The organism is Chthoniobacter flavus Ellin428, from assembly GCF_000173075.1.
Classification (GTDB): domain Bacteria; phylum Verrucomicrobiota; class Verrucomicrobiia; order Chthoniobacterales; family Chthoniobacteraceae; genus Chthoniobacter; species Chthoniobacter flavus.
Window position 1 is genome coordinate 292,835 of record NZ_ABVL01000006.1, and the last position, 23,414, is coordinate 316,248.

The following is a 23,414-nucleotide window of genomic DNA, read 5'->3' on the forward strand; positions in this document are numbered from 1 at the left end:
TTCCGCGCTTCGCCAATGCTCAGCGCGAGAAGCTTTGCAGGGCGCGCAGTTTTTCCAGGGCGCGGCCGGAGTCGATTTGTTCCCGGGCCAGCGCGAGGCCGGCGGCGAGGTCCTTGGTGAGACCGGTGATGACAAAACCCGCGGCGGCATTGAAAAGCACGATGTCACGCTTCGCGCCGCGCTCAGTGCCGTCGATGATCGCAGTCAGTATCGCCGCGTTGTGTGCGCAATCGCCGCCGCGCAAATCCTCGATCGTGCATGTCGCCAGGCCGAGTTCGGTGGGATCGACGGTGCGCTCATCAATGAGCCCATCGCTCAACGCATGCACCATGCTGGGACCGGTGAGCGAAAGCTCATCCATGCCCCGGCCGTGCACCGCCCACGCACAGGCGCGGCCGAGCACGCCCATCGCTTCCGCGTATTTCGGCAACAGCAGCGGCGAGTAGATGCCCACGAGTTGATAGGGCGGACGCGCCGGATTGAGCAGCGGGCCGAGCAGATTGAAAATCGTCGGCACGCCTTGCGCGGCCAGCGTCTTGCGCACCGGCCCGATCGCCTTGTAAGCCGGATGATACGCCGGCGCGAAAACGAACCCGAGCCCGTGCGCCTCGATGCAACGGCGCAAATCCGCCGGCGAGAGATCGATCTGCACGCCAAGACGTTCGAGGACATCGGCGCCGCCGCACTTGCTGGTGATGGCGCGGTTGCCGTGTTTCACCACGCAGGCCCCGCCGGCGGCGAGGACGAACATCGCCGTGGTCGAAATATTGAAGAGCTCCAGCTTGTCGCCGCCCGTGCCGCAGATATCGATCATCGGCCCCGGCAGCTTTTCCGGGTCGAGACCAGGATCGACCGCGCGAGCGAGCAATGCCTGCACGAAGCCGGCAATCTCGCGGGCCGTCTCGCCCTTGTCGCGCAGCGCGCGAAGGAAATCCGCCTTGGCTGTCTCGGCGACCTCTTCCGAAGTCAGCGCGGCAACGGCGTGCTCGATCTGGGCGGCGTCGAGATCGCGCCCCGCGCGTAATTCCGCAGTGAGATCTTCCATCGTGACCACTAGCGTTGATGCGAGCCGGCGATGGCCAGGAGGATGAGGATGACGACGATGACCGCCAGCGCGGTGAGCAGGATCTTCACCCAGCTCAACGGATGCTTGCCGGCGATGGCGCCGGTGTAGCCGTTGACCACGACCTGGAAAGTCTGCGCGCCGTAGGTATAGGCGAGCACCCACACCGGCACGAGAATGTGCTTGAAGGTCTGGCCCGCGTAATCGGAACTCACCTGGAGCATGCGATGCGTGTCGCCGGGCACCTGCTGGGCGCACATCTGCTGGAGTTGCGCGTCCATGTTCTCGCGCGCTTTCTGCGCGGCGGCCACGAGGTCGATCTGGTATTGCTCCACTACCCAGCCGCTGAGGAAGCCGGGATCGTAGGGCTTGAGATCGGTCGTCGTGGGAAAAGGCTCGATCTTGCCGAGCAAAGGCGCGGGCACGCCACGCGAGGCGGGCACCAGTTCGTCGTCGAAAAAATGGTCGAGCGCGCCGCCGCTCGGCTCCCAGCGCGTGCGCTGCACCTGGCGCGATTGCTGTTTGCCGTCCGAGTCGGTGTAATACTCCGTCTCGTAATAGTAGTAGCCGCTCTCCGCTGTCCAATCGGCGTGGGTCTGCGCGTCGAAAGTCCAGTAGGGCAGATAAATGCCGTGCACTGTGTCAGTCAGCGCGCGCGATTTCAGCGCACTCGGCGCGAACCACACATCGCCGTACCACTTGCGCACGATGTCGCGCACGTTGGCCTCGGTGATCTTGAATTGCAGCAGACTCTCCGGCCGGATCGGCGCCTTGATATCCTCGACGGGAATGAGAGCCGACGAGCCGCAGAAATCGCAACGCTGGGCCACGCGCGTAGGATCGAAGACGGTGATCGCCTGACAACTCTGGCACTTCACCGATTTCTTTTCCGTCTGCCAGCCGCGATCTTCATCGGGGATATTGCGCAGCGCGGTGACGAGATCGTGTTCCTCGATCTCCCCGCCCGCATCGGGCGCGGCTTTCATCGGCGAAGTCGTGCCGCAAAACGGGCAGACGAGCGCTTGCTTCGCAGGATTCCATTGCGCCTCGGCGCCACACGCCGGGCAGGCAAACTTGGAGCGGGCGGAGATCTCGGCCATTGGGGCGACTTAGCGGAAAGTGGGCGGTGACTGCGGCGACAACTGGATGACCTGCTGCGGCGTCGACGGTGGCGCAGCCGGAGCGGGTGTGGCCGATGCCGGTGCCGGTGTAGCCGCGGCCTTCGGGCTCGGCGTGGCCGGCGCGGTCGAAGGCGGGATCGGGGTTGGCGCTGCCACGGGCGGCAGCGGACCCTTTTCCTTCGGCGCCATCAGGTAGCCGATGATGATCAAGATCATCATGCCAATGATCGCCACGATGAGCGCGACCTCGAGCAATGTGAAGGCGCGGGATGCAGGACGCGTGTCCCCACGCGTCGGGAAAGAAACAGACTTCATTATTTAACTCGCGAGAAATTGATCGAGCGCTGCCTTGGTAATGCGCCACGTCGAACCGATCTTTTTGCCCTTCAAGTCGCCCGCTTCGAGCGACTGCAGCACGTCGGCTTCGGGAAACGCCGAGCACCTTCGCAGCATCCGCCGGGCTCATCAGGTCGGGCGTCGTGACGGGTGTGGGGGCCACGCCGGGAATCGGCGGCGGCGACATCTGCGCGGGCTGGGTGCCCTGGCCGGGAATGGGAGGCGGCGCCGCGGGAGGAGTGGCCTGCGAACCGAGTACTCCGCCCTGTTGCTGCATCATCTGCTGTGCCATGGCCATGCCCACGGCCATTTCGCTGGCGAAGCCGCCGGCTCCGCCGCTCTGGCCGCTGCCCATGCCCTGGGCCATTTGGAATTTCACGTAGTCGTTCAGGTTCCCACCGCCGCCATCGACGAACGCTTGTCGATTGCCTGCTCGACTTCCGGCGGCAGGCTCACGTTTTCGAGCACGAAGGTCGTCATCTCCAAACCATACTTGGAGGTCACCACTGGATTGATGAGCGGCAGCAGCGCCGCGCCCACTTCCTGGTAACGCGCCGCCACATCCAGCACCGGGATCTTGGCCTGCGCGAGCGCTTCGCTGAAGAGCGAGACGATGCGCGAACGCATGGTGTCGGCGAATTCATCGAGGCGGAAATGCTGGTCGCTGCCCGCCACTTCCTTGAGGAAAAGTTTCGGGTCTGTGATGTGAAAATCGTAGGTGCCAAAGGCGCGCGCCCGCACGATGCCGAAGTCCGCATCGCGCATCATCACCGGGTTCGACGTGCCCCACTTGTTGCCCGTGAAGAGCCGCGTGTTGAGGTAATACACGTCCGCCTTGAACGGCGAGCCGAAGCCATACTTCCAGCCCTGCAGCTTGGTCAGGACCGGGATGTTGTCCGTGGTCAGCGTGTATTTGCCGGGACCGAAGGTGTCGCCGAACTGGCCGACATACACGAACTGCACCGTCTGCGATTCGCGGACGATGAGCTGTGCGCCATTCTTGATGTTTTTGTCTTCGTCCGGCCAGCGATAGCTGAGCGTGTCGCGAGAATCATCGGTCCATTCGATGATTTCGATCAGTTCGCCTTTGATGAAGTCCATGAGGCCCATAGTGGTGTGGTCCTTTCTGCGGGAAGGTTAGGGTTTGCGCGAGGGAGGATAGCGGAGGGGGGCGGGAGGTCAAAAAAGAAAGGCGGAACATCCGTTGAAGGCAGAACATCCAACATCCAACGTTCAACATTGCCCCCACGGCACCGCGGGCGTCTCGCAAAGCCTCGGCTCAACATCCAATGGCGCAAGCGCGCGGCGGGGACGGGACCCCGATTGGATATTCCGCTGGGAGGGGCGACTTTCTAGAAAAGACCCTGCGTCGCGAAGCGCCGCCCCAAAGGTGGCGCTTCGCGCGATGGGTGGGTCGGCGACTGGAAAGTCGCCGCTCCCAGTGCTACTTCCGCAGGCTTTCGAGCCAGGCCAGCAGGTTCTGCAGGTCTGTGATGGTGAAGGAATTGAGCAGGCCTTCCGGCATGATCGACTTGTCGCGCTTGCCGCGCTCGGCGATGTCCGCTTTTTCGAGGGTTACTGCCTGGCCCGCGATGTTGCGCACGTCCACGCTGTCGCCGCCTTCGCGAGTCACGAAACCTTCGATTTGCTCACCCTTCTTCGTCTTGAACCACTGGCTCTCGAAACCTTGCGCAATCTTGGCGCTCGGCTTGAGGATCGATTCGGTGAGCGTGGCGCGGTCGTAAATTTTCACCACGGCGCTGAGGATTGGGCCCTTCGGTGGCTCGTCGGGGTTGATCGTGTGGCAGGCGATGCAGCCGGCCTTGAGGAACATCTGCTGGCCTTCCTTGGCGTCACCGCCCTTTTGCACGCCGGCGAAGATTTCGTCGTAGGTCATCGAGCCGATGAGCTTCTGCGGCACGCCAGTGTCTTTGAGCCCGAGCTTCTGGTAAGCGAAGAGCGCGGCCTCGGCCACGGCGTTGTTCGGGTTGTTGAGATTCGCCTTCACCAGCTCGGCGAGCGGCTTCGCTCCGGAACGCGCGATGGCATGGAGCAGAGCAGCGGCCGTCTCCGGCTTGTCGAAGCTCTTCTCCACATCCTTCTTCGCCGCTTCGCGCTCGTTCTGGCGGCCCACGCGGCCGGTGGCCAAATTCACCAGCACCGTCGCGGCGAGTTGGCGTCGCTGTTCGCGGGCGGTGTCCTGGGCAGTCCCCGTAGCGCCGGCGACGACGACGCCTTTGATGGCATTGCCGTGCAGGAGGGAATTATATTCGTTCACCCACTTCGCATTGTGCCCGCCGCGGGTGAAATCCTCGAAGACCTGGGTGAGCTTGGCGTCCGGCAGATCGTGTCCGGCGAGTGGCGCGAAGGCCTCGACCGCGCCCGGGAAGACGGTGCCGTTTTCCGAATTGGCGGTGAAGATGCGCAGTCCGCGAACGCGCAATTCCGGCGCTTCCTTGTCATTGGAGACGATTTCCTGCAGCGCCTTGATCGCTTCCGGCGGCATCGATTTGTCGTTGCGCACCATGCCCTCAATGGCGGTCAGCTTGGCCGGCGTATCGCTGCCCGCTTTCTGCAGCATGAGTTCGACCAGCCCGGGGAAGGCAACCTTGCACTGATACATACGCTGCACGAGCCACTTCGAGTCGTCCGCATTGGAAGCGTCGAGCGCCTTTTTCAGCGCGGCGCTGATTTTGTCCGTCTCGCTCCACGAGATGGGCTGGTAAACCGGTCCCGTCGTGTCGGGGCGCGTGCTCCACCACACCGTCGGGCTTTCATAAGGCGCGTCCTCATTGGCCAGACGGCAGAGGGCGTTGAGGATGCCGCGGCGCTCTTCGCCCTGGGCCCCGGAGAGGCGCTGGATGAGGCCGTCCACGACCTTCGGATCGTAAATGCCGTAGAGCGCCTTGAGCGCACCGGACTTCACTTTCTCGTCCGCCGAATCGAGGGCATTGAGGCAAACATCGATGGCCTTGAATGCGCGCAGGGTGCGGAAGGCGACGTGGGCAATGATCGGGTCGGCGTCTGCGACCAACGGAAGAACGGCCGGCGCCGTCTCCGTTTTGTCCAGACGTCGCAGCGACGTCATGGCCGCGAGGCGCACCCGCGGGTTGGCGTCCGAAAGCCCTTCCGTCAACGCGCTGGACAATGCGAGGCCTTTGCCGACGCGCTGGTTTTCGTCGCCAAGTTCCTCGAGCACGAATTCGCGGAGCTCGGGCACTTTCAAGAAGGCGGCCAGATTGACGACCGAGCGTTCCTGGCGGCAGTACTTTTGTCCGAAGGTTTCCAGGGCGGCTACGCGGGCGCCGATGGTCAGCGATTTATCGGCCACGATCTTGAGCAACCCGTCTTCGACGGGACCGCTGAGCGTGTAGTTGCTGCCCGAGGCGCTGCCCGCTTCCACCGGATTGCCCGCCGGCAGTTTGTATTTGCCTGCCAGGATTTGTCGCTGGGCGGCCAGACGGAGGACAGCGCTGGGCGAAGCGATCGCCTTGAGCAGTGTGTTGAGATCTCCATTCGTCAAATCCGGCACCTCCACCTTCGGTGCATCCTTCTTCTTCACCTCCAGCACGTAGCCAGCGTAGGGCCCGTTGTAGTTGAAGGTCGCACCTTCCCAGCTCGTGATGTAGAGGCGTCCGCTTGCGTCCACGTCGATATCCGTTGGGCGGGTGAGGGCGAGCCACTTTTTCTGCGGTGTCGCGGAGCGCTCCCAAGCCGGGCGCGGGTCTTTGCTCTCGGCCTTGGTCAGCTTGTAGCCGGCGCCGTTTTGCACGAGATCGTCGTGATAGAAGATGCCACCCACGCCCCACTCCACGGTGAAAAGGCCCTTTGGCAAGCCGGGTTCATCGATCCAGATTGAGCCGCACGGGCTGCCACCGCCGAAGTCGGCCATCGTTTCGATCATGTCTTCGTTGAAGTTCTTGAAGAGCATGGGGTAGCCCATGTGCGCGCCGGGCGGGTGGAAGCTGAGACGATCGTTCCAACCGCCACCGTCGTTGGTGTTGTCGCGGGTGAAGACGTCGAGGGTGGGCGTCACCGAGACGTCGTAAATGTTACGCGTGCCTTCCACGAAGAGCTCCAGGCCGGTGCCGTCCGGGCGGATGCGCACCACACCGCCGCCGCGATGGGTGAGCGTGCGGCCATCCGTGCCCTTGGCATTGATGCAGCCGTAATCGCCCATGGCGATGTAGATGTAGCCATCGATGGCCAGCCGGCAGCCATTGGTCGTGTGATCGGCACCGCGGAAGCCGAGGTCGAAGCCGAGCCCGGTGAGGATATCTTTCTGGCGGGTGGCTTTGCCTTCGCCGGTGTCGTCGTAATAGGCGGTGAGATTTGGCGGGTGCATCACGTAGAGCACGCCGGGGCCGTCGCCCTTCGGGCCGTCCCAGATCACGCCGCGCGGACTTTCCACTTCGCAAAAGGTTTTCACCTCGTCGGCATGGCCGGTCCCCTTGGTGTCGCGCAGGCGCAGCACCTTGCCGCGGGCCTTGCCGGCTTCATTGCGATCGCGGCCGAGCGAACCATTTTCGTCCACGGCGACGAAGAGCGTGCCGTCCGGCGCGGCGCTCACGGAGGTCGGGTAGCCGGCCATCGGCGGCTTGGCAAAAACGGTGGCCTCGTAACCCTCGGGCAGCGTGACCGTCTTCAGGATCTCCGCCTCGGAGCGTTCGGGAAGTTGATCGCCTTTCTTTTGGGCCGAGGCAGGCAACGCCAGGGTCAAGCCGCAGAGGAAGGATAGGGCAAAACGGTGGGACATAGTCCCAAATCATTCCGGGTACGGCGAATCCTTAGCGAGATTTGTTTTCGGTGGGGGCTGCGGGATTTCTTAATCTTAATCTTAATCGTAATCTTACTCCACCGGGGGAATGAGGATTAAGATTACGATTAAGATTAAGAGGCTCTTCGATATGCCAGACATCCCTACGGCGTGATCGTCACCGACTTGATGTAGAGCGTCCCGTGTCCCGGCGTGACCAGCACGTGAAAGGTCACATCCTGCCCACCGCCGACATCCTCCCAGCGGACCTTCATTTTCTTCCAATCGCTGCCCGGGGTCGCGGCATCGAGCTTGTACATATAATTGTCCCGCTTATCGAGCCGCATGAGCACATCGCTCTTCGGATGGACCAGCGCCGACCAATACCAAAACGTGCCCGGTTTCCAGGCGATCTCCCGGTCGAAGACGATGGCTTTGTCGTTCATCTTGAAATCCTGGGAGGCCTTGTAGGTCACCTCCGCATTCACGGTGTCCATTTCCTTGGGCGTGCGGAATTTCTGGGAGAAATCCGCGAACTGCGTGGACTTGAGCTTGATCTCCACGATCGGCGTCGTGCCGGGTTTCTGGGCCGCGGCGGGTGCGCCCGCTGGCGTGGTGCCCGTGCCGGGCGAGGCCACGGGTGGAAGCAGGCTGTTGCGGGAATCGTCAGTCGTCGAGATCGTGCCGTCCGGCTTGAGGTAAACCACCTGGCCGTCGCCCATCCAGCGGGATTTGCCTTTGGCGAAATCGCCGTTTTCCAAGCCATCGGCGGACATCGCCGTTGTTGCGCCGGCAAGCATGAAGCCGCCAGCCACCAGTAAGCCGCACATCAAATGACGCATAATTTTGAATCCGGGGGTGAGGGTATGAGAGTAAAGACGTAGTTGCACGTCTGTTTATTAAGGAAATGGCGAGGGTTGTTACCGATGGTGGGCATTTTTCCCAGTTTCACCCCGTGGCGGTTTTGCGATCCATCTCAGCCATTCATCAGTTTTACTTATTTTATTAATTTCGTTTGGTCGCTCTGAAGGGTGTGCTTAGATTCCAAACCCAATTTTCTTTATGGCTATTTCGTTCGCGAATCGTTTCAACGCCGACCTCCTGGATCAGAATTATGAGCGGTGGCGCAAAGATCCCGCTTCTGTGGACTCGACTTGGGCCGCTTTTTTCGAGGGCTTTGAACTCGGCTCCGTTCAGCCGAAAAATGGCGCTGCCGCTGCTCAAGCCGGCGCCCCGGTAGCCGCGACCGCTGACGCCCCGCTCCAGACCCGCGTCGATGGTCTCGTTTACGCCTATCGTACCCTCGGCCACACCATCGCGAACCTCGACCCGCTGGCCCACGAGCGCCCGCAGAACCCGCTCCTGAGCCTGCGCGAACTCGGCTTCGACGAAAAGGATCTCGACCTCACGGTGAGCTCGAAGTTCCTCCTCGGCGGCAAGCGCATGAAGCTGCGCGAGATGATCGGCGCGCTGGAGCGTATCTATTGCGGCCCGATCGGCACCGAGTTCATGCACATCCAGAATCCGCGCGTGCGGAACTGGCTGCGCGAGAAGATCGAGAATCGTCCGGCGGAATCGAGCACGGAGCAGGAAGTGCAGCGCCGCATCCTGCGCCAGCTCGTGAAGGTCGAGAGCTTCGAGCATTTCCTGCACACGAAATACCAGGGCCAGAAACGCTTCTCGCTCGAGGGCGGCGAATCGCTCATCACCGCGCTCTACGGCATCCTTGAGACCTGCCCGAATCGGGGCGTCGAAGAGATCTGCCTCGGTATGGCGCATCGCGGCCGCTTGAGCGTGATTGCGGAATTTCTGCGCAAGCCGTTCCGCACGATGTTCGCGGAATTCTCCGAGAATTACCTGCCGAACACCACCGCCGGCGATGGCGACGTGAAGTACCACCTCGGCTATATGACCACGCGGAAGCTCAAGAGCGGCGAGGAAGTGGAAGTGCGTCTTTCGGCCAACCCCAGCCACCTCGAGGCCGTGAACCCCGTGGTGATGGGCATGACCCGCGCCCGCCAGCGCATCCGCAAGGACACCGATGATCGCCGCAAGGTCATCGCCGTGCTCATCCATGGTGACGCCGCGTTCGCCGGCCAGGGCATTGTCGCGGAAACGCTGAACATGTCGCAGCTCCAGGGCTATCGCATCGGCGGCACGGTGCACATCATCGTGAACAACCAGATCGGTTTCACCACGCTGCCCGCGGATGCGCGCTCGACGACCTATTGCACCGACGTGGCAAAGATGATCGAGGCTCCGATCTTTCACGTGAATGGCGACAACCCGCTCGCCGTGCGCTTCGTCTCGGAGCTGGCGCTGGAATTCCGCCAGACCTTCAAGCGCGACGTCGTCATCGACATCTACTGCTACCGCCGGCATGGCCACAATGAAGCCGATGATCCGGTCTCCACGCAGCCCACGATGTATGCCGACATCACCACGCACCCGAGTGTGGGCACGCAGTTTGAAAGGCAGCTCGTCTCCGCCGGCGTGATCTCGCAGGAGGAGGCCGACGCGCTCGAAAAGGAAATGGAAGAGCGCCACGAAAAGGCGCTGGGCATCGTCAAGGCGGCGGAGAAGGACCAGACGATCAACAGCTTCAGCGGTTCCACCGCCGCCCCGCAGCCGGTCTACACCCACGAGCCGGTCGACACCGCGGTCCGCAAGGAAAACCTCGCGAAGGTGGTGAAGGCGCTGACCAGCGTGCCCGAAGGCTTTACCATTCAGCCGAAGCTGAAGAGCTTCCTGCTCGAGAAACGGGCGAAAGTGTGGGCGAACAACGGTCCCTTCGACTGGGCCTACGGCGAAGCGCTGGCCATGGGCTCGCTGCTCCTCGAAGGCATCCCCGTGCGCCTCAGCGGACAGGATGCGCGGCGTGGCACCTTCAGCCAGCGCAACTCCTATCTCTATGACCAGAAAACGCGCGAGCGCTACTGCCCGCTCAAGCATATCTCGCCCGACCAGGCGCAGGTCTGCATTTACAATTCGCTGCTCAGCGAATCCGGCGTGCTTGGTTTCGACTATGGCTACTCGCTGAATTTCCCGAACCTGCTCTGCATGTGGGAGGCGCAATTCGGTGACTTCGCCAATGGTGCGCAGGTCATCATCGACCAGTTCATTTCCTCCGCGGAATCGAAGTGGCAGCGTCCGAGCAGCCTCGTGCTGCTCCTGCCGCACGGCTACGAGGGGCAGGGACCGGAGCACTCCTCCGCGCGTCTCGAGCGCTTCCTCCAGCTCTGCGCCGAGGACAATATCCAGGTCTGCAATCTGACCACGCCCGCGCAGTATTTCCATGTGCTGCGCCGGCAGATGAAGCGCACCTTCAAAAAGCCGCTGGTCATCATGACGCCGAAGTCGATGCTGCGTCTCGAAGCCGCGGCGTCGAAGCTCGAGGACTTCACCAACGATCGTTTCCACGAGATCCTCGCCGACCCGTTGCACACGGAACCGGAGAAGGTCAAACGCGTGATCCTCTGTACGGGCAAGGTCTACTACGACCTGCTGAAACATCGTGAAGAGAAGAAGATCACCGACGCCGCCATCGTCCGCGTGGAACAGCTCTATCCGTTGGATGAAGCGCAGCTCAAGGCCGCGGTGGGACACTATGCGAATGCCACGGCGCTCGTGTGGTGCCAGGAGGAGTCCCAGAACATGGGCGCCTGGAGCTACATGTTCTGGCACTTGAACCGCATGTTCCACTCGATCCCGCTCTGGTACGCCGGCCGCGGCGCCAGCGCCAGCCCGGCGGTCGGTTCGCTGGCCGGGCATCGTGCGGAGCAAAAGCTCATCATCCAGGACGCCTTTAACCTAGGCCAATAGCAATTCGGATTGCGGAATGCGGAATGCGGAATGTAAGACACCGCTCCGCGCTACCGAACTCCGAACCCCGATCTTCGAACTCCGAATTTTCCCATGTCTCTCGAAATCAAAATCCCTGCCGTTGGCGAATCGATCACCAGCGGGCTCCTCTCGGTGTGGCACAAAAACGACGGCGACGCCGTGCAAGCGGGCGATGCGCTCGTGACGCTCGAGACCGACAAGGTTTCGACGGAGATCACCGCCGAGAAAGCCGGCACCTTGCGGGTGAAAGTGCCCGCCGGCACCGAGGTGAAGATCGGTGAAGTCGTCGGGACCATCGAGCCCGCTGAGGCGGGTGCTGCTTCCGCGCCCGCGAAGAGCGCCGAGCAGGTGCACGATGATAAATCGGACGCGAAGCAGACGCGCGAACACGTCGAGCCGCCCGCCGCGGTGATGCCGAAGACCCCGGCGGTGTCGATCCCGAAGCAGGCTTCGTCAGAAGTGGAGCACACCGCGAAGCCGAGCATTTCCGAGGCTGTCGCCGCGGCGAATGTCTCGCTGGCCGTCGTTTCGGAAAATGCCGTCGCGCCGGTGAGCGAAGGGCGCATCACCCGCAAGAAGCTTTCGCCGTTGCGCCGCAAGATCGCGCAGCAGCTCGTGATGGCGCAGCACACCGCCGCCATCCTCACCACATTCAACGAATGCGACATGAGCGCGGTGATGAAGCTGCGCTCCAGCCAGCAGGAAGCGTTTACCAAGGAGCACGGAGTCAAGCTCGGCTTCATGTCGTTCTTCATCAAGGCGACCGTCAGCGCGCTGAAGGCCGTGCCGGCGATCAATGGCCGCATGGATGGCGAAGACTTTGTGCAGAATCACTACTTCGATGTCGGCGTGGCCGTCGGCACCGAGCGTGGACTCGTTGTGCCGGTCATCCGCGATGCGGATCAGAAGTCGTTCGCGCAGATCGAGCGCGACCTCGCCGATTACGCGAATAAAGCGCGCGAAGGCAAAATCAAGATCGAGGATCTGCAGGGCGGTGTCTTCACGATCAGCAACGGCGGCATCTATGGCTCGTTGCTCAGCACGCCGATCCTCAATCCGCCGCAATCCGGCATCCTCGGCATGCACAAGATCCAGGAACGCCCGATCGCTGAAAAGGGCCAGGTCGTCATCCGCCCGATGATGTATCTCGCGCTCAGCTACGATCACCGCGTGGTCGACGGCAAGGAAGCCGTGACCTTCCTGATCCGGGTGAAAGAGTGCATCGAGAACCCGGCGCGGTTGTTGCTGGATTTGTGAAATGACGAATGACGGATGATCCCGCGAAACGGGAACGAGTCGCCTTCCTTTCGTCATTCGACGTTAGTCATTCCCATGCCCCTCTTCTCGTGCCCAAGCTCCAGCTTGGGCACGCAGTTGTCTTGGAAGCTCCAGCTTCCCTCCGACGAAGCTGGAGCTTCGCAGACAGTGGCATTACCAAGCTGGAGCTTGGTAACGAGGGGCGAAAAGGCTTCCCGGTGGCGGGTCGCTTGCCCGAACTGGCCATCCCTCGCCGACGCGCGAATATCCTAACGAGCATCAATGAACTTCGTTTACCTCGCAGATGGAGCTGAATCCTTCGACTTCCTCTCGCCGGGGCAAGTTTTTCGCGGCGATCCTCTTTGTTGGGCCGGCGCGCCAGCGATGGTCGGCTGTCTTGTCGGTTGTCTCGTATGGGCGATGAGGCTTCGGCGTAAGGGGCGACCTTCTCCCTGCTTTCCGGGACCTTTACTGTTGGCTCTTGTTCCCATCGCCGTCGGCGTAGCGACTGGCCTTTGGTTCCTGAGTCATTTCATTCAGGCATATATCCGGGCGCGTTCTGCCGGGATCGAGACCAACGGTGGTGATGAGCTGATTGTGAGCATTGCTGCGGTTGCTGAACTCATACTTGGTTTGGGCGCGTTCTTTTCAGTCGTCGCCGTTGGCCTGCTCATCCTGATCCATCGCAATGCCGGATCTTCCGCGGCGACCTGAATCAGGGACTTCCTTCCCTCTGCGAAAGCTGTCATACCTCAGCCCGCATGGCGCGTCCATTGACCCGTTTCATCGAGCGCTTTGGTGATTGGCTGATCGGCCTGTTGGCCGTTTGGGTCGTCATCGCCTACCTCGCGCTGCCCGTCTGGTGGAAGCGTCACGAGGCGAAGCACCCGGCTTTGATCGACGCGCCGTACATCACTGAGACCGGTGCGCACATTCCGGGCGATCCGCTGAACCTGTCCGTCATCGGCGCGGAGGACGATCTCCGCTCGGCCTTGGGAGCCGCCGGCTGGTATGCTCCGGATTCGATCACCATTCGCAGCAGCCTGCACATCGCGGCGTCCACGATCTTTCATCGTCCTTATCTCGATGCGCCGGTCAGCAATCTGTTTCTCTTCGGTCGCAAGGAAGATCTCGCCTTCGAGAAGCCGGCGGGGCGTGATCCACGGGAGCGGCATCACGTGCGGTTTTGGAAAGCGCCGCAACTCGACGAGCAAGGCCGGCCATGCTGGTTTGGTGCCGCGACCTTCGACCGCAGCGTCGGCTTGAGCCACACCACCGGCCAGATCACCCATCACATCGCCGCGGACATCGACATGGAACGCGACGGTTTGGTCGTCGACCTGCAACGCGTCAATCGGGTGCAGTCACTCGATTGGAAGAACGACTTCCAGCCGCAACCCGACGGACGCAACGGCGGCGGTGATCCGTGGCATACGGATCAGCGTATGGCGGTGGTGACGCTGAAAGCAGGGCTTGCAACCGTGGCCGGCCAGATGGAGGGGCTTGCTCCGTCTGCGCCCCATCTTCCAGCTTCGCACTGAAGTGGGCGGCGACGGAGCACCGCCCTCCATCGATCAATTCAGCCCCGCATCCGCCATCTGCTGACGCAAGGCGGCCAGCGCCTTCGCTGGCTCGGTGTTCACGTCCTTCCACTCCGGTTCGATGGCCAGCGTCTTGTTGTAACCGGCCTTCTTCAGTGCGCGGAGATAGGGACGCAGGTCGTAATCCGTCGTTCCGGGAATGGCGCGGCCTTTGATCTCCGAAACATGGATGTGCTCCAGAATGTCTGCGAACCGCTCGATCTCGCTCGGCGCTTCGCTCTCGATATCCATGTGGAAGTTGTCCGCCAGCAGCCGCACGCTGGAATGGCCCACGCTGTGCACGATGTCCGCGCCATCGGCGAGTGACATGATGAAATTCGAATCCACCCGGCAGACCGGTTCGATGACGATGATCACACCGTGCCGTTCCGCGAGCGGAGCATAGCTGGCCACGGCGCGAATGAACTGCTCGCGGGCCTGCTCTTTGGAGAAGCCTTCCGGCACCCGGCGCGAGGCGCCGCTGCCCCAGACGATCTTTTTCACGCCCACCTGCTCGGCACGGCGGAAGACACTCTCGCCCCAACGCTGCAGGCGGGCTTCATCGACCGAGGGTCCGATCGGGCGCAAGTCCGGCGGCAGCAGCCGATTGGCCGCCGTCACCGGCTTCGCCAGGGACTTTACGATGGCCAGACGCTCACGGAAAGCCGCCTCGTCCGCCTCGGGCACCAGGAGGGTCTGCACGTTCTCCTCCACGAAATCGAAAGGTTGATCGGCAAACGCCGCGCCGTGTTTGATGTCGATGTAAAGGCCGAGTTGCATGGGAGAAATGGGTGAAGGGGCAGTGCAACTGGCCCGAAGCGGGGCGTCAACTTTAAGTTTGACTCACTCGCGACCCGCACCGAGACTCCGCGCCCCTAAATTATGCGCCACACGATATCCGTTCTCGTCGAAAACAAATTCGGCGTGCTTACGCGCATCGCCGGAATGTTCAGTGGGCGCGGCTTCAATATCGATACGTTGAATGTCGGCCCTACGCTCGATCCATCCACCTCGCGGATGACGATCGTCGTCCAAGGCGATGACACCGTCCTTGAACAAGTCACCAAGCAACTCAACAAGCTGGTCGATGTCATTCACATCGACGACTTCCACGACGACGAGGTCGTGGAGCGCGAGTTGCTGCTCATGCGTGTGACCGTCACCCCGGGCAACCGCACCGAAGTCATGCAGCTCTGCGACATCTTCCGCGCGAAGATCGTGGACGTGCAGCACGAAGTGCTCGGCATCGAAGTCACCGGCAACGAATCCAAGATTCAGAAATTTCTCATGCTTATGGGCAAGTTCGGCATCTCCGAGCTCTCGCGCACCGGTCGCGTCGCCCTTGCCCGCAAACCCAACTAAACCTCGAACCCCTATCTCTCATGGCCAAAGTCTACACTGACAAAGACGCTGATCTCTCCATCTTCAAAGGCAAAACCCTCGCCGTCCTCGGCTTCGGTTCGCAGGGCCACGCCCACGCACTGAACCTCAAGGAATCCGGCGCCAAGGTCATCATCGGCCTCTACAAGGGTTCGAAGTCGATTCCGGTCGCCAAGGAAAAGGGCTTCGAGGTCTACGAGACCGGTGAAGCGGTGAAGAAGGCCGACGTCATCTTCGTCGCGCTGCCCGACACCAAGCAGGCCGCTGCTTTCGAGAAGGACATCAAGCCCAACCCTCAGCAAGGGCAAGACCCTCCTCTTCAGCCACGGCTTCGCCATCCATTTCAAGACCGTTGTCCCGCCGAAGGACGTGAACGTCATCATGGTCGCCCCGAAAGGCCCGGGCCATATCGTTCGCCGCCAGTACACCGAAGGCAAGGGCGTGCCCGCTCTCATCGCCGTGTATCAGGGTGGCAAGGAAGCCAAGAAGATCGCTCTCGCCTGGGCGAAGGGCGTGGGTGGCACCCGCGCCGGCGTCATCGAGACGGACTTCAAGGAAGAGACCGAGACCGATCTCTTCGGCGAACAGACCGTACTCTGCGGCGGTTGCACCGCGCTGGTCCAGGCCGGCTTCGAGGTCCTCGTCGAGGCGGGTTACTCGCCCGAGATGGCTTATTTCGAGTGCCTGCACGAGCTCAAGCTCATCGTCGATCTGATGAATGAAAAGGGCATCGCCGGCATGCGCTTCTCGATCTCCGAGACGGCGAAGTGGGGCGACATCACCGTCGGCCCGAAGATCATCGATTCCGGGGTGAAGAAGCGGATGAAAGCCGCGCTCAAGGACATTCAGACCGGCAAGTTCGCCAAGGACTGGGTCAAGGAATATAAGGGCGGCTACAAGAAGTACAACGCCCTCCTCAAGAAGGGCGAGAAGCATGGCATCGAGAAGACGGGAGAAAAACTCCGTTCGCTCATGCCGTGGATGCCGAAGCGCTCGATCAAGGGCGTGCAGGCCGCTTACTAAGCACCCGACAAAGATTTCCCTTCAGAAGCGTCGCTGGGCAACCGGCGGCGCTTTCTTTTTTGGCAACGACTTACATGATTTCTTCGCCGTTCGGTAATTGACCAATGCGCAGGAAGGTCTTCACGAGTTCGCCTTCTCCACAAACGATTAGCCCCGGAAAACGTTTGAACCAAAGCGCTGAGGGAACCTCCGGCTCTTGATCAAGCCATTCCGCTAAAAGCGTCAGTTGTTGAGCTTCGATACTACGTTCCTGAATCCGCAAGACGAGATGCCGTAGCAGCGCGGGAGGGACTCCTTGCCGTCGGACTTTAGGCATTCGTTCCGCCGTAGAACCCTTGGACGATTTCCTCGCGCAATACGACCGCTTCTACCGGGTCGTCGGTCGCTGCTAGCTCCTTGGCCAGACGTCCCAGTTCATTTGGGGACAGCTTCCGTTGCGCCCCCAATCGCCACGCGAAGCGGACGACTTTCTCCTGCTCTTGTGGCGGGAGCGCTTCGATTTCGCGGATGATTTCGGTAGCGGTCACGGTTGTAGTCTAAGCGGAAGTGCTCTCCGCGACAAGTTCGGCGAAGCTACGCCAAACTCAGCGGCCCGCCGGCGCAGAGGTCGGCTTTGCCAAAGGTCTCGAGCTGGGTGTGGCCCATGGCGTGGGCGAGGGTCAGCCAGAGGCGGTTGTGCGGGGTTTTGTCGAGCTTCACGCTGCGGCCCATCTTGAAGCCGGGAGCACCGCCGATCATCACGCACGGGATATTGTCCAAGGCGTGGGTGTTGCCTTTGCCGAGCTCGTTGGTCCAGACGATGAGTGTGTGGTCTAGCATACTACCCTCGCCGGACGGCTCGGGCGTTTCCGCTAGGCGTTTCGCGAGATAGGCGAGCTCACCGGCGAACCACGTGTTGATCTTCTTCAGCTTCGCGTAGGAATCCTGGTTCGTATCGGGCTCGTGGGAAAGCGAGTGGTGGCCTTCCTGGATGCCCAACCAGCGCATCTGCGCCTGGCCGACGGAACGCATGTACTGCAGCGTGGCGACGCGCGTCATGTCGTTGGCCAGCGAATTGACCAACAGGTCGATTTGCATGCGGCTGATTTGCGGCGTGTTGTCGTTCACCAGCTCCACGCTCGGGTCGAGCTCGGGCATCGGGTGCGTCATCTTCGCGTCCTTGTCGCTGTGCTTCAGATCCTGCTCGAGGTTGCGGACGATGGTCACGTGCTGATCGAGCAACGCCTTGTCGCGCGCGCTGAGCTTGGCGGAGACGCGCGTGAGATCCTCGCGCACGTCGTCGAGAATGCTCACGAGATTGTCGCGATCCTTCATCCGTCCATACATCTTGCCGAACATCTGGTAAGGATTATCGATCGGCGCGACCGGCTGATTGGCGCCGGCATAGCTCATCCGCGTCCAGGGATCCGCGCGATCCGGCACCGCGACGCCAAACTCCAGCGACCCGAAACGCGTGCGCGTATCCTTCTGCCCCTGGAGGAAATTCTTGATCTCCTGGTCGATCGAAATGCTGCTCGCCCATCCCGCCGGCGTGCCGCCGCCGCCGCGGATGTTGCCGGGCAGGAGCTCATTGGCCGTGAGCAGGCAGCTCATACCGCGCATGTGATTGTCGCCATCGCCGCGGATCTTGTTGCAGATACCGTCGACCACCAGCGTCCGATCCTTGAAGGGATTCAGCGGCTCCATGATCGGCTTGAACGCCAGCTCACCGGCGGCATCGGGCCAGAATTCGTTCGGCAGCGTGCCATTCGGCGAGAACATGATGATCACGCGCTGGCGACTCTGCGGCGTCGATGCCCCCATGAGGCTCGGCAAGCCGGCGAGGAAAGGCAGCGCAGCGGAGGAGACGCCGAGTTGGCGGAGGAATTGGCGGCGGTTCAGGATGCTCATAATGGTTTTGGGGCGGTGGACGGTTTCGATTCCTGCGCGACCTTGGCCTCGGGCTCCGGCGTCCCGCGCATGGCGGCAGTAATGGCGATATCGCTCAACAGCTTGCGGATATTGAAACCGGAACTGGTGAACGACTGGCGCAAATTCTCCAACTCATCCGGGCCGTAGACATTCACCTCCTGCTTCACGGTGTACTGGAAAAGGAGATGGATGAAGGCGCGATGCCCGCTCGGCGTTTCCGCCGCGAACTTCACCAGGTCGCGCGCGCCGGTGAGATGAATCTTGTCGCCTTCATCGGTGGAAAAATCGGTCACCGCGTTCACCGGTTTGTGATTGTCCTGGGTGCGCCAGCGGCCGATCGCGTCGTAATTCTCCAGGCTGAAGCCGAGCGGATTGATCGTCCCATGGCAGCCCATGCAGTTCGTGTTCTTCGTCAGCTCAGTGATCTTCTCGCGCATCGTGAGATGCGAGTCGAACTTCGCATCCTCGAAAGCGACCGCCATGGGCGGCGGCTTGAGCGTCATCCCGACGATCGTGCGAGTGAGAAACACGCCGCGATGAATCGGCGAGGTCTGCTTGCTCGAAGCAAAGGCGGCGAGCAGATACGGATGCGTGACCACCCCCGAGCGCCGATTCGGATCGAACTCCACGCGCTGGAAGCCTTCACCGGAAACGCTCTTGTCATACAGCTTGGCCAGCCGCTCGTTGAGCAGCAGGTAATTCGCCTGCAGCAGCTCGCGGTAGTCCGACTTGTCACTCCATACGACCTGATCGAGGAAGAGGAAGAGTGAGGTGCGCAGATCGGCGAGCACCTGCGCGTCGAATTCCGGAAACGACTTGGGATCCTTCTGGATGCCTTCCGCGCGCTCCAGTTCGAGCCAGTAGTGGAAGAAGCCGTGCATCTTCGCCTTGGTTCGCGCGTCGGCCATCATGCGATTGGTCTGTGCGACGATTTGGTCGTGTGTCTGCAGCTTTCCTTCCGCCGCCGCGCGGAGGAGCGTCGTGTCGGGAATCGAATCCCACAGGCTCAGCGCCAGTCGCTCGGCGATGTCATATCCATCCGGTTTCCCTTCCTTCGGGATTTCCGGATAGAGGAACCGGGGCGACTTGAGCGTGTAGAGCACCGCGCGCTTCACCGCGATCTCCGGCGTCTTCGCCACCTCAAACTGATGCTCGATGAAATGGTGATACGCGTCGTCGCTCAATGGCCGGCGAAACGCCGCTTCGGCAAACTTCCGCGCGAACTGCTTGAGCTTGTCCACACGATCCGGCGCACCGGATTTCGTGCCGGCGAGTTCATCGAGATGCGCATCCACGTGCTCGGCGACCTCGATGGCCGCGTCGGTCGTCGCCGCATCCCATTCCTTCGAAACGCCCGTCCCACGCTCATAACCCACGCTGCGGTCGTCCGCGGGGAAAGTGGTCTTCACGATCATCGTCTCGCGCAGGCGTTCCGGCGAAAGGAACTGCGACGGCACTTTTTCCACCACGCCATGCGGCGTCTTCCAGAGCAACTCGATCGAGGCGGTCTTGTCCTTGAATTTGAAGAACTCGAGTGAGATGGGATAAGCGCGCCCGCCGAGAAGGAAGACGGTGCGTTTCTCCTCGCGCACATCCGGCCCGCTGCTCACCCACGCGTCCACGAGCAGATTCTTCATGTCGTTCACCGCGAGACGCACGCCGTTCTCGCTCTTCACGATGAACTCATACGTGCCCGTCTCTTCCGCGATGACGGAGCCTTCCCAGCGAACGGAAAATTCCTCGGGCTCCATCTTTTCCGGATCGGGACTGGTCGCGGCGAAGTGGAAATCCACCTCCGAATCCACGCGGTCGAATTGCACCTTCGGCCGATTCTTTTTCTTGTCGTCACCCTTTTTCGCCACCGGTTTGTCGACCGGCTTGGCCTCCGTCGTGGCTGCCGGGTCGGCCGGCTTCTCGAGTTGCAAGCCGGAGTAGTGCGCTTTCAGGCCATGCTGCGCACCGAGCGCGCGGTCGAAGCCGGGCCGGAAGCGTCCCACGAGATCGGCCACCGAGGTGCGGTACTGCGAGAAGGTCAGCCGGGAGAGATCGAATTCCGGCGGGTTCAGTCGCGCCTGCGCTTTCGGCGAGTAAAAGGAATCGTAGATATACGCTGCCACCTTGGACGCATCGTCCCCGACGCATGCGCCCACGTTGTCATCCGGCATTGTCCGGGCGATGCGCTTGACCAGCGACTGGAGCGAACGGTTGCCATGCAGCGGCTCGTCGTATTCGTCCTTTACCCCCTGGCCCCTGTCCCCGTGGCAATCGGCGCACATCTTCTGGTAGATGGCTGCCCCCGTCCGTGCCTCCCCGGCGGGAAGATCGTAGGTTTTCTCGGAATGGTGGTTCTTCTCAGCCGCCAGACCAACGATCGGCCCGCTCAAGAGTAATCCGCCTAACGCCAGGGCCGTCGGCGTCTTGGAAGTCAAACGGGGAAAAAGGGTGCGGAAAATGGGGTTCACTGGTTGCTGGGCGGGACTTTGGAATTTAAGGGCAAAATCCGGAGAAAGCACGCCGGACTAGCAAAACCTCGGGAACGGCCCGTCCTTAGGGTTCCGCGCATGCGAAGTGCTCGACAGTGGTCACACCTTTACCCCTTTCCCGTCGCCACTCTGTGAAAACACTCCCATTTGCCCTGTTTACTCTGTTGGCCCTGATCGTGGGCGCGCGGGCCCAGGACCAAATCGTCTACGACAACGCCTTGGAAAACGGCTGGGTGAGCTATGGCTGGGCGACGCTCAATTACGCCAACACCAGCCCGGTCCACAGCGCCAGCGACTCCATTAGCGTGGTCGACTCCACGAACACCGCCCAGGCGCTGTATCTCCACCACCCCGCTTTCGACCCTTCCCTCTACAGCAACCTCACGTTCTGGATTTACCCCACTGTCGCCAAAACGAACGAACTGCACGTCCAGGCCACGCTCAACGGCGCGGCCCAAACCGCGGTCAATCTCTCCTTCACCGCCGCGCAGGTCGGTCAGTGGCAGCAAGTCACCATTCCGCTCTCCAACCTCGGGGTTGCGGGCAATGCCAGCTTCGACGGCTTCTGGATCCAAAACATCACCGGCGGCCCGCTGACCTTTTACGTCGACGACATCTCGCTCACCGCCATCCCGCCGCCGAATCCCGTGCCGCTCACCGTGGATGGGCAAAACGTCATCCGGACCTTCGATGCCCGCGTGCACGGGATCAACCTCGCCATTTGGGACTCGAATCTCCAGGGCGCCGCGACGGCGAATGTCCTCTCGACGATGGACATCGGCATCGTCCGGTTTCCCGGCGGAAGCAGTTCGGACGACTACGATTGGTCGACCGATCGCTCGGTCTCGAATGGCTCGTTCCAGTGGGCCAATCACGCCAGCGCTTTCGCCAGGGTCGCCGAGACGGCCGGCGCGCAAGCCTTCATCACGATCAACTACGGCAGTGGCACGCCCGAGCAAGCCGCGGCATGGGTTGCCTACTATAACGGCAGCACCACGAACACGGCCTCCCTCGGCGTGGATTCGAAGGGGCACGATTGGAAGACGGTCGGCTTCTGGGCCACGATCCGCAGCTCGGCGCCGCTCGCTTCGGATGACGGCTACAATTTCCTCCGCGTCTCGCATCCCGCGCCCTACGGCTATCGCTATTGGGAGATCGGCAATGAATGCTACGGCAGTTGGGAAAACGACCTGCACGGCGCGAGTGGCAGCGGGCTCACCGGCGTGGCGCACGATCCCTACACCTACGCCCAGGCGTTTCCATCCTTCTACACCAAGATGCTCGCTGTGGACCCGACCATTCACATCGGCGCCGTCTCCACGGAGGGCGAGGATTCGTATGGCAACGGCACCCATGCCGTCGCGAACCCGAACGAAGGCAATTCCCTGCATAGCGGATGGACGCCGGTCATGCTCGCCACGCTGCATTCGCTCAACGTCACGCCGCACTTCCTCATCTACCACTACTACGCACAGAACCCCGGTGGCGAAAGCGACTCCGGACTGTTGCAAAGCGGCGCGACCATCGCCGTCGAAGCCGCGAACCTGCGCAAGATGATCGGTGATTACTTCGGTGCCGGCGGCACCGCCATCGAACTCACGGTCACCGAGCTCAACTCGGTCAGTTCCAATCCCGGCAAGCAATCGACCAGCCTCGTCAATGGCCTCTTCTTCGTCGATGCCATCGGCCAGCTCACCCGCACGGAATTCAATGCCTGCACCTGGTGGGACCTGCGCAATGGCGGAGGGACCGGCGGCAACAACAACGCCTCGCTCTATGGCTGGCGGACGTTTGGTGACTACGGCGTCGTCGCCTCGGGAGACATCTCCGGCACGCCGGCGAATACGCCCTTCCCGTCGTTCTACGCGGGGAAGCTGCTGGGGCTTTGGGCGCAAAGCGGCAGCCGCATCCTCAGTACGACCAGCGGCTATCCGCTCCTGGCAATCTACGGATCGAAGCTGGCCAATGGCAGCCTCGCGCTCCTCGTGGTGAACAAACATCCCAGCTCCGACTTCCCCGCGCAGCTTGGGTTGAGCGATTTCACGCCAGGTTCCACCACGGCCACGGTCTATTCCTACGGCAAGCAGAACGATCTCGAGAGCACTGACATCACTACCGGCACGGCCACGCTTTCCGGCACCACGCTTAATTACACCTTCCCTTCCTATTCCATGAGCGTGGTCGTGGTGAAGGGACAGTTTGAAGCCTGGCGCGAACAGCACTTCACCACCGCCGAGTTGAACAATCCATCAATCAGCGGAGACAACGCCGAACCGGCAAACGACGGCGTGACAAACCTGGTTAAATACGCGCTCGGTCTCGATCCCAAGACGCCTTCCGCCACCGGCGTTCCCGCACTCAGCAACACCGCGCTCAGCGGGAAGAAATACCTCACGCTCACCTTCACCCAGTGGCGGTCGCTTACCGACATCACCTATCAGGCCGAAGTCTCCAGCGATCTGGAAACCTGGCAATCCGGCTCGCCCTACACTGTGCGCGTCGACAACGGTAGCACCGACACCGCCGTCTATCGCGATGCCACCGCCATTGGCGACGTGCCGCGACACTACATTCGCCTGAGCGTGGTGCGGCCTTGATTCTCTGGGGAGATCATCCGGTTTCATGTCAGGATTTGCGGCCCTCGCTGATGCACGTAGGACC

Annotated in this window: 16 protein-coding genes and 2 pseudogenes; 7 read left to right on the top strand and 11 right to left on the bottom strand. The window is 61.7% G+C overall.

Annotated elements, in window-relative coordinates; all coding sequences use genetic code 11:
* Positions 1-19: 19 nt before the first annotated feature.
* The 6 genes and pseudogenes from trpD to CFE428DRAFT_RS12755 form a co-directional block, all read right to left on the bottom strand.
* A complete protein-coding gene (gene trpD / locus CFE428DRAFT_RS12730; RefSeq protein ID WP_006979954.1) occupies positions 20-1,045 on the bottom strand; it encodes an anthranilate phosphoribosyltransferase in 1,026 nt (341 codons plus the stop codon).
* Between the two features lie 8 nt (positions 1,046-1,053).
* The gene (locus tag CFE428DRAFT_RS12735) at positions 1,054-2,163 is read right to left on the bottom strand and encodes a TFIIB-type zinc ribbon-containing protein (protein WP_006979955.1); all 1,110 of its coding nucleotides are present in this window, start codon (positions 2,161-2,163) and stop codon (positions 1,054-1,056) included.
* 9 nt (positions 2,164-2,172) lie between these two features.
* Positions 2,173-2,499, bottom strand: coding sequence for a hypothetical protein (locus CFE428DRAFT_RS12740; RefSeq protein WP_006979956.1), 327 nt, complete (start codon positions 2,497-2,499; stop codon positions 2,173-2,175).
* A gap of 3 nt (positions 2,500-2,502) precedes the next feature.
* Positions 2,503-3,630, bottom strand: a pseudogene (locus CFE428DRAFT_RS41050) (SPFH domain-containing protein).
* 334 nt (positions 3,631-3,964) lie between these two features.
* Entirely contained in the window at positions 3,965-7,276 is a 3,312-nt protein-coding gene (locus tag CFE428DRAFT_RS12750; RefSeq protein ID WP_006979960.1) for a DUF7133 domain-containing protein, read from the bottom strand.
* A gap of 164 nt (positions 7,277-7,440) precedes the next feature.
* A complete protein-coding gene (locus CFE428DRAFT_RS12755) occupies positions 7,441-8,106 on the bottom strand; it encodes a hypothetical protein (protein ID WP_042724879.1) in 666 nt (221 codons plus the stop codon).
* A gap of 232 nt (positions 8,107-8,338) precedes the next feature.
* Between CFE428DRAFT_RS12755 and CFE428DRAFT_RS12760 the strand changes: the two genes are divergently transcribed.
* The 4 genes from CFE428DRAFT_RS12760 (at position 8,339) to CFE428DRAFT_RS12775 (ending at position 13,917) form a co-directional block, all read left to right on the top strand.
* A complete protein-coding gene (locus CFE428DRAFT_RS12760) occupies positions 8,339-11,098 on the top strand; it encodes a 2-oxoglutarate dehydrogenase E1 component (protein ID WP_006979962.1) in 2,760 nt (919 codons plus the stop codon).
* Positions 11,099-11,191: 93 nt separating this feature from the next.
* Positions 11,192-12,376, top strand: a complete 1,185-nt coding sequence (odhB, locus tag CFE428DRAFT_RS12765) for a 2-oxoglutarate dehydrogenase complex dihydrolipoyllysine-residue succinyltransferase (protein ID WP_006979963.1) — start codon at positions 11,192-11,194, stop codon at positions 12,374-12,376.
* A gap of 282 nt (positions 12,377-12,658) precedes the next feature.
* Positions 12,659-13,090, top strand: a complete 432-nt coding sequence (locus CFE428DRAFT_RS37270) for a hypothetical protein (protein WP_131989218.1) — start codon at positions 12,659-12,661, stop codon at positions 13,088-13,090.
* Between the two features lie 47 nt (positions 13,091-13,137).
* Positions 13,138-13,917, top strand: coding sequence for an LssY C-terminal domain-containing protein (locus tag CFE428DRAFT_RS12775; protein ID WP_006979964.1), 780 nt, complete (start codon positions 13,138-13,140; stop codon positions 13,915-13,917).
* 33 nt (positions 13,918-13,950) lie between these two features.
* Here CFE428DRAFT_RS12775 and CFE428DRAFT_RS12780 read toward each other — a convergent pair whose 3' ends face one another.
* Complete coding sequence (locus CFE428DRAFT_RS12780; RefSeq protein ID WP_006979965.1) at positions 13,951-14,736, bottom strand: sugar phosphate isomerase/epimerase family protein; 786 nt, start codon at positions 14,734-14,736, stop codon at positions 13,951-13,953.
* A 102-nt stretch (positions 14,737-14,838) separates the two neighbouring features.
* On the opposite strand from CFE428DRAFT_RS12780, the gene ilvN reads away from it, so the two are divergent.
* Positions 14,839-15,318, top strand: coding sequence for an acetolactate synthase small subunit (gene ilvN, locus CFE428DRAFT_RS12785; RefSeq protein ID WP_006979966.1), 480 nt, complete (start codon positions 14,839-14,841; stop codon positions 15,316-15,318).
* A gap of 20 nt (positions 15,319-15,338) precedes the next feature.
* Positions 15,339-16,359, top strand: a pseudogene (gene ilvC / locus CFE428DRAFT_RS12790) (ketol-acid reductoisomerase).
* 70 nt (positions 16,360-16,429) lie between these two features.
* Here ilvC and CFE428DRAFT_RS12795 read toward each other — a convergent pair.
* The 4 genes from CFE428DRAFT_RS12795 to CFE428DRAFT_RS12810 are packed head-to-tail and all read right to left on the bottom strand — an operon-like array spanning position 16,430 to position 20,699.
* A complete protein-coding gene (locus CFE428DRAFT_RS12795; protein ID WP_042724881.1) occupies positions 16,430-16,621 on the bottom strand; it encodes a hypothetical protein in 192 nt (63 codons plus the stop codon).
* Positions 16,622-16,667: 46 nt separating this feature from the next.
* The gene (locus CFE428DRAFT_RS12800) at positions 16,668-16,886 is read right to left on the bottom strand and encodes a hypothetical protein (RefSeq protein WP_006979969.1); all 219 of its coding nucleotides are present in this window, start codon (positions 16,884-16,886) and stop codon (positions 16,668-16,670) included.
* A 46-nt stretch (positions 16,887-16,932) separates the two neighbouring features.
* Positions 16,933-18,249, bottom strand: coding sequence for a DUF1552 domain-containing protein (locus tag CFE428DRAFT_RS12805; RefSeq protein WP_006979970.1), 1,317 nt, complete (start codon positions 18,247-18,249; stop codon positions 16,933-16,935).
* Complete coding sequence (locus tag CFE428DRAFT_RS12810; protein ID WP_131989222.1) at positions 18,246-20,699, bottom strand: DUF1592 domain-containing protein; 2,454 nt, start codon at positions 20,697-20,699, stop codon at positions 18,246-18,248. Before CFE428DRAFT_RS12810 ends, CFE428DRAFT_RS12805 begins: the two co-directional genes overlap by 4 nt.
* 185 nt (positions 20,700-20,884) lie before the next feature.
* Here CFE428DRAFT_RS12810 and CFE428DRAFT_RS12815 point away from each other — a divergent pair, with 185 nt between their 5' ends.
* Positions 20,885-23,350: a hypothetical protein gene (locus tag CFE428DRAFT_RS12815; RefSeq protein WP_006979972.1), complete on the top strand. Its 2,466-nt coding sequence runs from the start codon at positions 20,885-20,887 to the stop codon at positions 23,348-23,350.
* Positions 23,351-23,414: the final 64 nt, after the last annotated feature.

What these genes read in the sequence shown, in the direction of transcription:
- trpD (WP_006979954.1), bottom strand. Translation starts at nt 1,045, where the DNA reads ATGGAAGATCTCACTGCGGAATTACGCGCGGGGCGCGATCTCGACGCC.
- CFE428DRAFT_RS12735 (WP_006979955.1), bottom strand. Translation starts at nt 2,163, where the DNA reads ATGGCCGAGATCTCCGCCCGCTCCAAGTTTGCCTGCCCGGCGTGTGGC.
- CFE428DRAFT_RS12740 (WP_006979956.1), bottom strand. Translation starts at nt 2,499, where the DNA reads ATGAAGTCTGTTTCTTTCCCGACGCGTGGGGACACGCGTCCTGCATCC.
- CFE428DRAFT_RS12750 (WP_006979960.1), bottom strand. Translation starts at nt 7,276, where the DNA reads ATGTCCCACCGTTTTGCCCTATCCTTCCTCTGCGGCTTGACCCTGGCG.
- CFE428DRAFT_RS12755 (WP_042724879.1), bottom strand. Translation starts at nt 8,106, where the DNA reads ATGTGCGGCTTACTGGTGGCTGGCGGCTTCATGCTTGCCGGCGCAACA.
- CFE428DRAFT_RS12760 (WP_006979962.1), top strand. Translation starts at nt 8,339, where the DNA reads ATGGCTATTTCGTTCGCGAATCGTTTCAACGCCGACCTCCTGGATCAG.
- odhB (WP_006979963.1), top strand. Translation starts at nt 11,192, where the DNA reads ATGTCTCTCGAAATCAAAATCCCTGCCGTTGGCGAATCGATCACCAGC.
- CFE428DRAFT_RS37270 (WP_131989218.1), top strand. Translation starts at nt 12,659, where the DNA reads ATGAACTTCGTTTACCTCGCAGATGGAGCTGAATCCTTCGACTTCCTC.
- CFE428DRAFT_RS12775 (WP_006979964.1), top strand. Translation starts at nt 13,138, where the DNA reads ATGGCGCGTCCATTGACCCGTTTCATCGAGCGCTTTGGTGATTGGCTG.
- CFE428DRAFT_RS12780 (WP_006979965.1), bottom strand. Translation starts at nt 14,736, where the DNA reads ATGCAACTCGGCCTTTACATCGACATCAAACACGGCGCGGCGTTTGCC.
- ilvN (WP_006979966.1), top strand. Translation starts at nt 14,839, where the DNA reads ATGCGCCACACGATATCCGTTCTCGTCGAAAACAAATTCGGCGTGCTT.
- CFE428DRAFT_RS12805 (WP_006979970.1), bottom strand. Translation starts at nt 18,249, where the DNA reads ATGAGCATCCTGAACCGCCGCCAATTCCTCCGCCAACTCGGCGTCTCC.